Source organism: Paraburkholderia sp. RL18-101-BIB-B (genome assembly GCF_046026985.1).
Taxonomy (GTDB): Bacteria; Pseudomonadota; Gammaproteobacteria; order Burkholderiales; family Burkholderiaceae; genus Paraburkholderia.
The window spans coordinates 1-13,166 of sequence record NZ_JARESV010000047.1 but is presented as its reverse complement, the minus strand read 5'-3'; the positions used below and the strand labels follow the sequence as shown (position 1 = coordinate 13,166).

12 protein-coding genes are annotated in these 13,166 nt (G+C 63.4%); 8 read left to right on the top strand and 4 right to left on the bottom strand.

Going from position 1 to position 13,166, the window contains the following annotated elements; genetic code table 11:
• Positions 1-530 precede the first annotated feature (530 nt).
• A complete protein-coding gene (locus P0D73_RS37445; protein ID WP_408435154.1) occupies positions 531-2,282 on the top strand; it encodes an ABC transporter permease in 1,752 nt (583 codons plus the stop codon).
• Between the two features lie 19 nt (positions 2,283-2,301).
• Positions 2,302-3,648: an ABC transporter ATP-binding protein gene (locus tag P0D73_RS37440; RefSeq protein WP_408180376.1), complete on the top strand. Its 1,347-nt coding sequence runs from the start codon at positions 2,302-2,304 to the stop codon at positions 3,646-3,648.
• Between the two features lie 99 nt (positions 3,649-3,747).
• On the opposite strand, the gene P0D73_RS37435 is transcribed toward P0D73_RS37440, so the two are convergent.
• From P0D73_RS37435 to P0D73_RS37425, 3 genes are all read right to left on the bottom strand, one after another.
• Entirely contained in the window at positions 3,748-4,317 is a 570-nt protein-coding gene (locus P0D73_RS37435) for a hypothetical protein (protein ID WP_408435152.1), read from the bottom strand.
• Positions 4,314-4,892: a hypothetical protein gene (locus P0D73_RS37430; RefSeq protein ID WP_408316755.1), complete on the bottom strand. Its 579-nt coding sequence runs from the start codon at positions 4,890-4,892 to the stop codon at positions 4,314-4,316. Before P0D73_RS37430 ends, P0D73_RS37435 begins: the two co-directional genes overlap by 4 nt.
• Before the next feature lie 355 nt (positions 4,893-5,247).
• Complete coding sequence (locus tag P0D73_RS37425; protein WP_132375524.1) at positions 5,248-6,306, bottom strand: sigma-54 interaction domain-containing protein; 1,059 nt, start codon at positions 6,304-6,306, stop codon at positions 5,248-5,250.
• Positions 6,307-6,687: 381 nt separating this feature from the next.
• On the opposite strand from P0D73_RS37425, the gene P0D73_RS37420 reads away from it, so the two are divergent.
• The 6 genes from P0D73_RS37420 (at position 6,688) to otsA (ending at position 11,415) form a co-directional block, all read left to right on the top strand.
• Complete coding sequence (locus P0D73_RS37420) at positions 6,688-7,005, top strand: ElaB/YgaM/YqjD family protein (RefSeq protein ID WP_408289316.1); 318 nt, start codon at positions 6,688-6,690, stop codon at positions 7,003-7,005.
• Positions 7,006-7,051: 46 nt separating this feature from the next.
• Entirely contained in the window at positions 7,052-7,327 is a 276-nt protein-coding gene (locus P0D73_RS37415; protein ID WP_408435150.1) for a hypothetical protein, read from the top strand.
• A 307-nt stretch (positions 7,328-7,634) separates the two neighbouring features.
• Positions 7,635-9,035 (top strand): sigma-54-dependent transcriptional regulator, encoded by a 1,401-nt coding sequence (locus tag P0D73_RS37410; RefSeq protein ID WP_132375519.1) that lies wholly within the window; start codon positions 7,635-7,637, stop codon positions 9,033-9,035.
• Positions 9,036-9,140: 105 nt separating this feature from the next.
• Positions 9,141-9,410: a hypothetical protein gene (locus P0D73_RS37405; protein ID WP_132375517.1), complete on the top strand. Its 270-nt coding sequence runs from the start codon at positions 9,141-9,143 to the stop codon at positions 9,408-9,410.
• A 152-nt stretch (positions 9,411-9,562) separates the two neighbouring features.
• Complete coding sequence (locus P0D73_RS37400) at positions 9,563-9,775, top strand: hypothetical protein (RefSeq protein ID WP_408180381.1); 213 nt, start codon at positions 9,563-9,565, stop codon at positions 9,773-9,775.
• A gap of 212 nt (positions 9,776-9,987) precedes the next feature.
• Entirely contained in the window at positions 9,988-11,415 is a 1,428-nt protein-coding gene (otsA, locus tag P0D73_RS37395) for an alpha,alpha-trehalose-phosphate synthase (UDP-forming) (protein ID WP_132375514.1), read from the top strand.
• A gap of 153 nt (positions 11,416-11,568) precedes the next feature.
• Here otsA and P0D73_RS37390 read toward each other — a convergent pair whose 3' ends face one another.
• Entirely contained in the window at positions 11,569-13,017 is a 1,449-nt protein-coding gene (locus P0D73_RS37390; RefSeq protein WP_408435148.1) for an MFS transporter, read from the bottom strand.
• Positions 13,018-13,166: the final 149 nt, after the last annotated feature.

Sequence of the window (13,166 nt, the reverse complement as noted above, 5' to 3'; positions counted from 1 at the left end):
AATGCGAAGTGCGACTGCCGCGTCCATCAGGTTATTAACGGCAGCCCGGCCGGATTCTTGATGGTTGTTCGGATTTTTCGGGTGGGCTTCTGGGCTATCGCGGCAGCCGCCACGAGGGCCGAAGATGTGGTCGGCGCGCCACGATAAATAGTCTGAGTCGCGAACAGTGCTCGCTGGCGCGAGGGCGGCAATCTGAGGTTTTCCGCTATTTATTGCTATTTGCCGCGAAAGGTTGTGCCTGAAACATAGGATGGTGTAGTGTCGTGCCGTCCAAAACAAGGAAAGCTCGCCAGCCCTTACGGGCGGCGCCTGCGGCGACAGGAGTCTGGCTTGACGGTTGTGGTCCTGGGCGGGTTCGTCCACGGACACATTCGTCACCGGTTCACGTGTCTCCAACGCTAACGATTTACCGCGCACACGCGTTTTGCCATGCCTGATTTCCGCTTTCCGGACCGATCTTCAGACCGCCGCGCCGAAGCCGCGGCCTCCTTGCTGTTCTTGAGCGCATGGTTCGACGGGGAGGGCATCTGATGGACTTCAGCTTCAACCTGAAGCGCACCGCCAATGCTTCGGCATGGCGGGTGCTGCCCAACCGCTGGGACTTCGTCGCCTTCCCGCTGATCATCTGTGTGATCGCCATGGCGGCGATCGGCTTTCACGAGACCTTGGCGCCCATGTCGACGCTCAAGACTCAAGTCATCTCGCTCGACCCGGCGAACCTGCCTGAATATGCAATGCGCACCACGCTGCGCATGCTCGCGGCCATGGTCGCCTCGCTGACCTTCACACTCGTGTACGGCACGCTGGCGGCCAAGAGCCGCCGCGCCGGGCTCGTGCTGGTGCCGATTCTCGACATCCTGCAGTCGGTGCCGGTGCTGGGCTACATTTCGTTTACGGTCACCTTCTTTTTAGCCCTGTTCCCGGGGCGCGTACTCGGTGCCGAGCTCGCGGCGATCTTCGCGATCTTCACGAGCCAGGCGTGGAACATGACGTTCAGCTTCTATCAGTCGCTGCGAACCGTGCCGCGCGATCTGGACGAAGTCTCGCGCGGTTTTCACCTGACTTCATGGCAGCGCTTCTGGAAGCTGGAAGTGCCGTTCTCGATGCCGGGCCTCATCTGGAACATGATGATGTCGATGTCGGGCGGCTGGTTCTTCGTGGTCGCCTCCGAGGCAATCACGGTCGGCAACAGAACGATCACGCTGCCGGGAATCGGCGCCTATCTCGCGCAGGCGATCTCGGACAAGAACCTGCACGCGATCGGCTGGGTGATCCTCGCGATGACGGTCGTGATTCTCGCCTACGACCAGTTCCTGTTCCGTCCGCTTGTCGCGTGGGCCGACAAGTTCCGCATGGAAACCACCAGTTCGGGCGACGCGCCGGAATCGTGGCTGCTCGATCTGATCCGCCGCACCCGCCTGATCCACCGGCTGCTGGTGCCGCTCGGCTGGATGTTCGCCAAGGCCGCGCGCGTGCCGTTGCGGCTGCCGGCGTTCCAGGGGCCGCGCTTCCAGATTCCGCAGAAGCAGAAGAGTTCGCGCGTCGGCGATATCGTGTGGGCGACGCTGGTGCTGCTGACGACCGTCTATGTGGTGTATCGCGTCGTGATCTATGTGCGCACCGGTGTGTCGCTGGATGAAGTCTGGCACGTGTTCGTGCTCGGGCTGATCACGCTGCTGCGGGTGGTCGTGCTGATCGCGATCGCCTCGGTGATCTGGGTGCCGGTGGGCGTGCTGATCGGCTTGCACCCGGCGCTCGCCGAAAAGATCCAGCCGCTCGCGCAGTTTCTCGCCGCGTTCCCGGCCAATCTGCTGTTCCCGGTGTTCGTGATCGCGATCGTGCGCTTCCATCTGAACCCGGACATCTGGCTGTCGCCGCTGATCGTGCTCGGCACCCAGTGGTATATCCTGTTCAACGTGATCGCCGGCGCGACGTCGTATCCGAACGACTATCGCGAGGCGGCCAAGAACTTCCACATCCGCGGCTGGCAATGGTGGCGTCAGGCGATTCTGCCGGGCATTTTCCCGTACTACGTCACGGGCGCGATCACCGCGTCGGGCGGCGCGTGGAATGCGAGCATCGTCGCGGAATTCGTGCAATGGGGCGACACCAAAGTGGCCGCGCACGGTTTGGGCGCTTACATTGCGCAGTCCACCGCCGCGGGCGACTATCCGAAGATCATCGTGGGCATTGCCGTGATGTCCCTGTTCGTGACGCTGTTCAACCGCCTGCTGTGGCGTCCGATGTACGCCTACGCCGAAGCCAAGCTCCGGCTCGATTGAGTAATAAAGGCAAAACGCGATGCAAAATCCTAAAGCTGCTATGACCGCCGCGCCGATCCAGACCCCGCCGAAGCCGCCGCGCCTCGGCGAAGAGATCCTGCTCGTCAAGGACGTGTGCCGCGGCTTCAACAAGTCGCAGGGCGAACTGCTCGTCCTCGACGACGCGAATCTGTCGCTGCGCGAAGGCGAGATCGTCGGACTGCTTGGACGTTCGGGCTCGGGCAAGTCGACGCTGTTGCGCATCATCGCCGGTCTGATCGAGCCGACCGACGGTGAAGTCACCTACATGGGCAAGCCGCTCGACGGTCCCGCCAAGGGCGTCGCGATGGTGTTCCAGACCTTCGCGCTGTTTCCGTGGCTGACCGTGCTGCAAAACGTGGAAGCGGGTCTCGAAGCGCAAGGCGTCGGCGCGAGCGAGCGGCGCACGCGCGCGCTGGCGGCGATCGACCTGATCGGTCTGGACGGTTTCGAAAACGCCTATCCGCGCGAGTTGTCGGGCGGCATGCGCCAGCGCGTCGGCTTTGCGCGCGCGCTGGTGGTCGATCCCACGCTGCTGCTCATGGACGAGCCGTTCTCCGCGCTCGACGTGCTGACCGCCGAAACGCTGCGTACCGATCTGCTCGATCTGTGGACGCAAGGCCGCATGCCGATCAAGGCCGTGCTGATCGTCACGCACAACATCGAGGAAGCGGTGTTCATGTGCGACCGCATTCTGGTGTTGTCGTCGAATCCGGGCCGTGTGATCGCCGAAATCAAGGTGCCGTTCAAGCATCCGCGTAATCGTCTGGACCCGGCTTTCCGCCGGCTGGTGGACGATATCTACGCGAAGATGACCGCGCGTCAGACCGACGAAAAGACCAAGAAGGGTCTCGAGCTGCATAGCTGGCTGCCGCACGTGTCGACCAACCTGATGGCCGGTCTGATCGAAACGCTGGCCGCGGCGCCGTACCACGGCCGCGCCGATATGCCGGAAATCGCCCGTTCGCTGCATCTGGAGGTGGACGATCTGTTCCCGGTCGCCGAAGTGCTGCAGCACCTCGGTTTCGCCGACATACGCGAAGGCGACATTTTCCTGACGCCGCCGGCGCGCGTGTTCTCCGAGTTCGGCACCCAGGAACGCAAGATGATGTTCGCCGAGCATCTGTTGCGGCACGTGCCACTCGCCGCGCGAATCAAGAAGGTGCTCAACGAACGGCCGGGGCATCGCGCGCCGCGCGTGCGCTTCGAGCAGGAGCTGGAGGATTTTCTGTCGGACAGCGCCGCGGAAGAAACGCTCGACGCGGTCATCAACTGGGGCCGTTATGGCGAGATCTTCTCGTACAACGACCAGACCGAAATCTTCAGTTTGGAAGACGTGGAGTCTTAAGCGCGTTCGAGTTGCGCGTTTGAGTCGATTAAGACGCGCGAAGCCGGCTCAAAGCGAAAACGGCAGGGGAGACCCTGCCGTTTTTTCATTTCCGCGCCTTTATTGCAGACTGCCCCAGCGTGCGACGGCCGGTTCCGCGGACGCCCACTTCCAGCCTTTGTCCTGCTGACACGCACTCGCCGTGTACCAGTCCTCATGCGCGTTCGGGCCATCGCCGTCCTGCACCGAGAACACGAATTCCTTGCAGAGCGCGAGGGCCGAACCGAACGCACGCGTCACGCGCACCTGGCCGTGGCCGTTCTCGATCGGCAGCGTGTGCTTGACCGACCAGGGGCGAGTCTCGCCGACCGGCATGGCGCCCGCCAACGCGGCGATCATGTTCTGCTGATCGGTGTGCATGGTGCGCATGTAGCGGCCGACGGCTTCGTCGGTGGCCGCCTGCACGGCAATGCCGATGCCGATGCCGACTGCCGGATTGGACGTGACCAGCCCGGACGCGACGGCCGCCGCCGCGCCGCTCGCCGCGCCCACCGACGAGCAGCCGCTTGTCAGCATACTTGCGCCGACGCAAAGCGCGCCGGCCAGCACGAGCCGCAACCGGTTGCCGGACCAGGCAGCGAGGCGAGGCCGGCGCACCGTGAGGCCAGCCGTATGCGAACGCGCCGTCATTGCAACGCGCCCCAACGTTCGGTGGCGGGTTCGGCCGACGCCCACTTCCAGTTGTCGCCGTCACGGCAGATCGACGCCACGTAAAACGCGCTGCTCGCCGGCACGTTCTTGGTCGCCGTCTGATCGACGGAGAAGACGATTTCCTTGCAGTCGAGCGCGCCCGCGCTGATCGTGCGGCTGACGGTGACGCGGCCGTGCTCGTCGTCTTCGATCGGCATCGAATGGGTCACGCTCCACGGCGCGATTGCGCCGACGTCCAGCGGACCGGCAATTTTAGCGATACCGTCCTGCGTATTCTTGTGGACCACGCGCTCCGAGTATTGCACCCCGGCACGCGCCGCGGCCACCGCGCCGAGACCGATACCGGTCGCGACAGCCGCGTTGTTGGTGACCTTCGCCGCGAGCGCGGCGCCTGCGATACCGGCGCCGGCAGTGGCGCCTTCCGAATAGAGCGAGCTACAGCCGCTCAACGCCGACGAGATCGCCACAGCGAGAGCAACGAGTGCCGTTGCATTGGGACGTCGACGCCCGGCTGTTCGTTTTGCCCATTCAGCCCACACCATACTTTTTTGCATTTCCCTGTCTCTGCTCCTGCAAGTGCCTTTCGTTCGCGCTCGATATCAACTGTGCGAACGAGTAACACGCGTTCCCCACCTAGCAATGCGTGTGCCGCATTTTGCAGGATGCTATTTGTAATTGGCAGAGGGAAAATGCAAGCAATTGCAAAAGATGGTGCGAGACAAATCGGTTTCTGTTGGGCAGTGGACGCTTTTGATTGGTGGTGCGAAGGGATTTGGTTGGTCGTTCAAGTCGCGCAGCACAGGCTTTTTGCAACTGGTGGTCAGGCGCCGAAGCACGCATGCGCCCGGACATTCAGGCGCCGTCGCAAGCACTCACGCGGCGTCGCCACCTGAGTGCCGCGTCGTGACGTTATTGCTCGGGCTCGTCTTCCGCCCCTTCGTCGCCGTATGCGCTCAAGCGGTTGTACAAGGTCTTGAGACTCACGCCGAGAGCTTTGGCCGCGCGTCGTTTGTCGCCGCCGCAATATTTGAGCGTGCCGAGAATGATCTGCTTTTGCGCGTCGGCGAGCGGCGTGCCGATCCATACGCTCATCGCGTCGCCCTGCGTCATGGGTTTTTTCACGCGCGACGCGAGATGCGGATGCGGCAACTCCACGATCTTCTCCGCGAGAATGAACGCGCGATACACCGCGTTCTTCAACTCGCGCACGTTGCCTGGCCACGACCAGGTGCGCAGTGTTTCGATCGACCGTTTGCTGAAGCTTTTGCCCGTACCTTCCTGCTGATTCAGCAGCGCGAGGAAGTGCTGCGCAAGCAGTTCGCGATCGCTCTCGCGCTCGCGCAGCGGCGGCGCGCGCAGCGGGAAAACCGCGAGCCGGTACATGAGGTCTTCACGCAGTCCGTTTTCCTTGACTGCGATGGCGGGGTCGCGATTGGTCGCGGCGATCACGCGCACGTTGCCGCTGATCAGGTCATTGCCGCCGACCCGGTAGAAGGTGCCGGTTTCAAGCGCGCGCAGCAGCTTCACCTGGCGCACCGGCGCCATTTCGGTGATTTCGTCGAGGAACAGGGTGCCGCCGTTCGCATGTTCGAAGTAGCCGATACGGCCCTGGACCGCGCCGGTGAAACTGCCTTTCTCGTGGCCGAACAGTTCGGCTTCGATGAGTTCGTCGGGAATCGCGCCGCAATTCACGGCGACGAACGGTGCGTCTTTGCGGCTGCTTTGATCGTGAATCGTGCGGGCAATCAGTTCCTTGCCGGTGCCGGATTCGCCGATGATCAGCGCGGTCGCGTCGGTGCCGGCGACGCGTTCGATCTGCTGGTACAGATCCAGCATCACCGGCGACGAGCCATACAGCAGCCCGTACGATTTCAGTCCCACGATGCCGTCCGCGACGCGCTGCTTCGCCAGTGCCGAAGCATTGCCGCCAGCGGAGACGGTGGGCGAGGCCAGGTCGATTGACGCCATAAACGGGGGTCCTGTGCAAATGAGTTCGTTGTTACGGCGCGCAGGCCTGGGAATGAGATAAACCAGCGATGCCGCTATCTCTCAAAGATTGATTTAACCACTTTGACACCGTTTTCGGCAAACGATGTGAGGACCTAAAAAATACATTTATGCACGGTCGGTCGAAACTGCCTGGCTTGGTGTTTGCTTGGGCCGCGCGAGGCAAACTTACCGGGCACGGCGTTTGCGACATTTACCCGACACGCGTGTGCTTTTTTGGCGCGACGGCCTTGCATATCGGCATGTTGCGCGACGGTGGCGATCGCCATTCGCCAATTTGCAGCGATATGCGCACTCGCCGGAACGCACACGCGAACGCCGAACTCAGACCAGGAGTGAATGATGACTGACACCACGCAACAGATTGCACTCGGCGGCCAGAAGATTGTCGAGGATCTGCGAGTGCTGCTGAAGGACTCGGAAGAAATGCTGCGGCTCGCCGCCAACGTGCCGGGGGAGGGCGTCGGCGCGCTGCGCGACAAACTCGGCACGCATGTCGAAACCCTGCAATCGGCACTCGGCGATGCGCAGCAGAACGCGCAGCGGCGTTACCGCGCGGCCACCGTCAATACCGAACGCTACGTGCGGCACAACCCGTGGCGTTCGATCGGGATTGCCGTGGGCGTCGGCTTTCTGCTCGGCGTGCTGACTGCGCGCTGAGACGCTTTCGAGCACCAATCCGCTTCATGACGACAAGGAGTTCACGATGGCACGACCCAAAATCGGCATCTTCGGCGCACTGATGGCGCTCGGCGGTTTTCTGGCTGTGCGCTACGTACAGCAGCGCAACCGCGCGGCACAAGTTCCTGTGGCGCGCGAATTGAGCCGTTGGGAAAACGAGGGCGGCACGGTCGCGGCGCCGGCTGCGCCGACCGCCAATCAGGCGACCACGGCGGGCGACGCGAACCCGAGCGAGCATGGCGCCAACGGCTCCGTTTATCCGAATGGCAATGGCGGCGCATGGCCGTTCCCGCGCAGTTGAGCGGGCTCGCCTGCACGGCATCGCCGACGCACCGCGCTGACGGGGCGGCGCCCCGTACAGCTTGCTAATTTGTCTCGATAAAGCCTTATAATAGGCAAATAAACAACAATGACGCTTTGGGCGGGTGGGTTTGCCCTTGTATTGTTGCAAGATTGAATCAAGTCGTCGGCTGGTGCGTTGCCTTAAAGTTGGTGGGTGCTCACATTAGAGCCCGCGCCAACGGCGCAGCGCCAGGTCGACGGCACGCTTTTCAGCATGCGCGTTTGCATGTTTTCCCATCCCCACGCTTGCAGGCTTTCGAGACGCGATGCCACATGTACTGATTGTCGATGACGATGCTGGTACCCGCGAGGCGCTTTCCGCCATCATCGGGGAAGACGGCCTGACCACCGCCACCGCGGGCGATTTGCGCGAAGCGCGCATTCAACTGGTCCGGCAGATGCCGGACGTCGTCTTTACGGACCTGAAGCTGCCCGACGGTAGCGGGGTCGATCTGTTCGAAGATCTGGATCCACGCTCAGGCGTGGAAGTGATCGTGATTACCGGCCATGCCACGGTGGAGTCGGCCGTCAACGCGCTGAAGATGGGCGCCACCGACTATCTGGTGAAGCCGATCAACATGCAGCGCGTGAAGGCGATCCTCTCGCGCCTGCCGCGCGCCGGCGACCTGAAGGCGGAAATCGGCACGTTGCGCGGCGAATTGCGCCGCATGGGCCGCTTCGGCCTGATGCTCGGCAATTCGCCGGCCATGCAGGAGGTCTACGACCAGATCGGCCGTGTCGCGCCGACGGCGGCCTCGGTCATGCTGGTGGGCGAGTCGGGCACCGGCAAGGAAGTCGCCGCGCAGACACTGCATCAACTGAGCTTGCGTCGCAAGCACGCGTTTCTTGCGGTGAACTGCGGCGCGATCTCGCCGAACCTGATCGAATCGGAAATGTTTGGCCACGAGCGCGGCTCGTTTACCGGCGCCGATCGTCAGCACAAGGGCTATTTCGAGCGAGCGAACGGCGGCACGCTGTTCCTCGACGAAATCACCGAGATGCCGATCGAGTTGCAGGTGAAACTGTTGCGCGTGCTGGAAACCGGCATGTTCATGCGGGTCGGCACGACCAAGGAAATCGAAACCGATGTGCGCCTGATTGCGGCGACCAACCGCGATCCCGAGCAGGCCGTGCTGGAAGGCAAGCTGCGGCTCGACTTGTACCATCGGTTGAACGTGTTTCCTATCAGCCTGCCGCCGTTGCGCGACCGGGGCAAGGATGTGGAGCTGCTGGCTCAGGCGTTCCTCGACGAACTCAACGAACGTCACAGCACGAAGAAGCATTTCCCCGCGGCCGTGAAGGACATGCTCATGTCCTATCCGTGGCCGGGCAATGTGCGCGAACTGAAGAACTATGTGCAGCGCGCGCACATCATGTCGGGTTCGGATTCGGACAGCACGGCGACGGTGCCGCTACAGATCACGCTGTCGAAGCCCGCGGCCGGCACGGCGATCACGATTCCGTTCGGCACATCGCTCGCCGAAGCGGACCGTCAGTTGATCGTGGCTACGCTCGAGCAGTGCGGCGGCGTGAAGACGCGGGCCGCCGAGATTCTCGGCATCAGCCTGAAGACGCTGTACAACCGTCTGGTCGAGTACGGCAATGACGCGCGTGACGACGGCGACGCCGCCGACGAATCACGCGCGCTGGGCGGCGCGGACGCTTAACGCCACCCGCGCCGCTGACACGACAGGCGCCAGCCAGCCGGGGGCGCATCCGTAACGGCACAGGCCTTGCTGCGATCTGGTGGAACGCAAACGAGGATAAATAACATGCCGGACTACGCTGCCGCTCCCGCGCTTCCCCTGCCGATGCACGCTCACCGTCCCGAGCCGATCGAGCCGCCGTCACCGCCTCCGGTTGCGCCGCCGAGCCCCGGCGAGCCCGACACCGTTCCCGTTCCGAGCCCCGATCCGAGTCCGCAACCGATCGAACCCATCGAACCGGTCGCTCCGCCGATCGGCGATCCGCCGCCGCAGCCCACGCAAACGCCACAAGCCAGTCAACGTCAGACGTTACAGCCGCTACGCATGCAACTCTGACTCGTTCTGTGCGTTACACCACAGTCCGGCGCACGGAATTTATGTACTTGTTACAAAGCCGGCGCATCTTTTACCGGCAAATTACCGTCGTGACCCCTAGACTATATGAATGCCGCAAACTTGGCGGCGGGCTTCCCTTGGAGGCGTGGATCATGAGACATCCAGCACTGCGACGTTCAGCGCGCCACTCGAAGCGCGATTCCCGGCCGGGCGGCAGCAAAGACAGCCCGCCGGCGTCGCCCGATCCGGCAGGGCAGAACCGTGTCGCGCCCGATGCGCCGCCTGACGGCGAGCACAACCAGGGCGGCGTGCGTCCGGAAGGGCTGGAATACCAGCGCGACCTCGGCTCGGAGCAGGACGCCTGAGCCGATTTGACGGCCGGTAAGAGGCCTTCCGGTTTTGTCATACAAAGCAGAAAAAAATTCTTCGCGGCGTGATAGGGCCGCGCGTTTCTGCTCGTCTGTCACATTTGCATACATTTTTATTTCCAGCATCTCAAAAAACGGCACGCGACTTGCGTGCACCTTTTCGGCACATATCCGTATGCAACGAAACAACTGAACTAGGTGGAGCACCAATGAGCAGACTGATCGTGGTATCGAATCGTGTCGCGCCGACTCAGGAAGGCCGTCCTGCAGCGGGTGGCCTCGCTATCGGCGTGCTGGACGCGCTGAAGGAAAGCGGCGGGGTCTGGTTCGGCTGGAGCGGCGAAACGGTGAGTGAGCCGAGCGCTCCGGTGATCGAGAAACAAGGCAATGTGACGTACGCGACGGTGGGCCTCACCAAGCGCGACTATGACCAGTACTATCGCGGTTTTTCCAATGCGACGCTGTGGCCGACGTTCCACTATCGCAATGACCTGTCGCGCTACGACCGGCAGGAATACGCGGGCTATCAGCGCGTCAACGCGACGCTCGCGAAGCAGCTCAAGGAGTTGCTCAAGCCCGACGACATTATCTGGGTCCACGACTACCACCTGCTGCCGTTCGCGCGCTGCCTTCGCGAACTCGGCGTGAAGAATCCGATCGGCTTCTTTCTGCACATTCCGTTTCCGGTGCCGGAAGTGCTGCGCACGATTCCGCCGCACGAGGAACTGGTCAAGGCCATGTGCAGCTATGACGTGATCGGCTTTCAGACCGACGCGGATCGCCAGTCGTTCGTCGACTTTATCGAGCGCGGCCAGCACGGCACCTCGAGCGAGGACGGCATGGTGCACGCGTACAACCGTTTCCTGAAAGTGGGCGCGTATCCGATCGGGATCTATCCGGACGCGATCGCCAAAGCCGCCGAGCAGTTTACCGACCGCAAGCCGGTGCGCAGCCTGCGCGACGGCATGCGCGGACGCAAGCTGATCATGAGCGTCGACCGCCTCGATTATTCGAAGGGTCTGGTGGAGCGCTTCCAGGCGTTCGAGCGGCTGCTGCTCAACGCACCGGGGTGGCACGGCCGCGTATCGCTGGTGCAGATCGCGCCGCCGACGCGCGCGGACGTGACGACCTACCAGCGAATTCGTCAGACGCTCGAGGGCGAAGCGGGCCGCATCAACGGCCGGTTCGCGCAGCTCGACTGGACGCCGATCCAATACCTGAACCGCAAGTACGAACGCAATCTGCTGATGGCGCTGTTCCGTCAATCGCAGGTCGGCTACGTGACGCCGCTGCGCGATGGCATGAATCTGGTCGCGAAGGAATACGTGGCGTCGCAGGATCCGGCCGATCCGGGCGTGCTGGTGCTATCGCAATTCGCCGGCGCCGCCGAACAATTGCCGGGCGCGCTGGTCGTCAACCCGTTCGATCTGTCGCAGATGGCCGAAGCGCTGGAACGCGCGCTCTCGATGCCGCTCGCCGAGCGCCAGGCGCGACACGCCGACATGATGGCGCCGATGCGCGAGAACAATCTGTCGGTCTGGCGCGATACCTTCCTTGCCGATCTGCGCAACGTGGCGACGGCATCTTCGGTGACGGCCAAAGCGGTAAAGCTCGCTGACGTGACCGCGTCGTCGTAGCCGGATCAACGGTCGCGCGGCTTGCAGTGCGGCCGCGTGTGCTGGTCACGTCTTCCGAGTAGCGTTTGCGGGTTTGGAAGAGAAGGGCGTGAATCGCGACATGCGAGGCGCGCCCTTTTTGCGTTGGCGTGACCGTCCACTTCAATCGAGCGTTCAGGCCGGTTGCGCGTTGACCCGTTGCATGACGCGCGTCGTGCTGATCACCGCGGCGACTGCCGAGAAGCACGCGGCCACATAGAGCGCGATAATCGGCCCGTGTTGTGGCGCAATGCCGAAGATCAGCGCAACCAGCGCCGCGCCGAGCGTCTGGCCGGTCAGACGCGCGGTGCCCAGCATGCCGCTCGCGCCGCCGCTGCGCTCGCGCGGCGCCGCGGACAGTATGGTGCGATTGTTCGGCGACTGGAAGATGCCGAAGCCGGCGCCGCACAAGGCCATGCGCCACGCGATCTGCATGGCGTCCGGATGCGCGCCGAGCGTGGCGAGCAGCAACAGCCCGGCCGTCATCGCGACAAGTCCGACGCCACCCAGCCATCCCGACGACACCTTGTCCGACAGCAGGCCCGCAATCGGCGCCGCGATGATGATCACGGCGGGCCAAGGTGTCATGAGCAGCCCGGTTTCGACCTGCGACAACCCCAGCGTTTCCTGCAACATAAAGGGCAGCGACACGAAGGCGAGCATCTGCGCGCAGAACGAACAGACCGAGGTACCGATCGAGAGCGCGAAGATGGGAACCCTGAGCAAATCGATCGGCAGCAAGGGCGCGGGCTGCGTCAACTGACGGCGCACGAAGAAATAGCCGATCACCGCCGCGCCGATCGCTTCGAGCGCGACGTAGCCGAATCCCTCGCCGTGGCCGAGTCCATCGACCGCAAAAATCAGCAGGCCGAAGACGAACGCGTTCATCACCGCGCTGAGGTAGTCGTAGGGCGATTCGTGGCCGGGGTTCATCGGCAGCGCCTTGAAGCCGCCGACGATAGCTGCGATGCCGATCGGCACGTTGATGGCGAACAGCCACGGCCACGAGGCGACGGCGAGCACGCCGGAAGCGACGGTCGGCCCGACCGCCGATGACACCGCGACCACCATTGCGTTGATCGAGATGCCACGCCCGAGCTGCGCGGGCGGATAGATCATGCGCACCAGCGCCGTGTTCACGCTCATGATGCCCGCCGCGCCGAAGCCTTGAATCACGCGAGCGAGCGCGAGAGTCGGCAGCGAAGTCGACAAGGCGCAACCGAACGACGCCACCGTGAACAGGATCAGCCCGGACAGATAGATGCGCCGGTAGCCGATGCGGTCGCCGAGCGAGGCGAGCGGCAGCAGCGAGATGGTGATCGCCAACTGATAGGCGTTGACGACCCAGATCGAGCCGGCCGCGCTGGCGTGCAGGTTGCGCGCGATAGTCGGCAGCGCCACGTTGGCAATCGCGCTGTCGAGCACCGCGAGCGTGAGGGCGAGTGCGATGACCAGCATCGCCCAATAGCGCTGCGGAATCGGCAAGCCTTGTTCGGTGTTGTCGGAGAACGAGCTGTCGGGGGCGAGTGTGTCGGCCGCTTCGGCGCGTATGGCGCCGTCCTTGCGCGGTGGTTGTGCGTGCATCGATTGTTGGAGTTGTAGTGGGGTGGCTCGCCGCGTGCGCGTGCCGCGTGCCGACCTGAGAGAACAGGCAGCCGCAGCGACGGTGGCCCGGGCGGGGGGGGGGGGCCCCGCCCCCCCGGGCCCCCCGGGTTTTTTTTTGTTAAAAAACG

Bases quoted from the DNA above. Each gene is read 5' to 3' on its own strand.
- P0D73_RS37445 (WP_408435154.1), top strand. From the start codon at position 531: ATGGACTTCAGCTTCAACCTGAAGCGCACCGCCAATGCTTCGGCATGG.
- P0D73_RS37440 (WP_408180376.1), top strand. From the start codon at position 2,302: ATGCAAAATCCTAAAGCTGCTATGACCGCCGCGCCGATCCAGACCCCG.
- P0D73_RS37435 (WP_408435152.1), bottom strand. From the start codon at position 4,317: ATGACGGCGCGTTCGCATACGGCTGGCCTCACGGTGCGCCGGCCTCGC.
- P0D73_RS37430 (WP_408316755.1), bottom strand. From the start codon at position 4,892: ATGCAAAAAAGTATGGTGTGGGCTGAATGGGCAAAACGAACAGCCGGG.
- P0D73_RS37425 (WP_132375524.1), bottom strand. From the start codon at position 6,306: ATGGCGTCAATCGACCTGGCCTCGCCCACCGTCTCCGCTGGCGGCAAT.
- P0D73_RS37420 (WP_408289316.1), top strand. From the start codon at position 6,688: ATGACTGACACCACGCAACAGATTGCACTCGGCGGCCAGAAGATTGTC.
- P0D73_RS37415 (WP_408435150.1), top strand. From the start codon at position 7,052: ATGGCACGACCCAAAATCGGCATCTTCGGCGCACTGATGGCGCTCGGC.
- P0D73_RS37410 (WP_132375519.1), top strand. From the start codon at position 7,635: ATGCCACATGTACTGATTGTCGATGACGATGCTGGTACCCGCGAGGCG.
- P0D73_RS37405 (WP_132375517.1), top strand. From the start codon at position 9,141: ATGCCGGACTACGCTGCCGCTCCCGCGCTTCCCCTGCCGATGCACGCT.
- P0D73_RS37400 (WP_408180381.1), top strand. From the start codon at position 9,563: ATGAGACATCCAGCACTGCGACGTTCAGCGCGCCACTCGAAGCGCGAT.
- otsA (WP_132375514.1), top strand. From the start codon at position 9,988: ATGAGCAGACTGATCGTGGTATCGAATCGTGTCGCGCCGACTCAGGAA.
- P0D73_RS37390 (WP_408435148.1), bottom strand. From the start codon at position 13,017: ATGCACGCACAACCACCGCGCAAGGACGGCGCCATACGCGCCGAAGCG.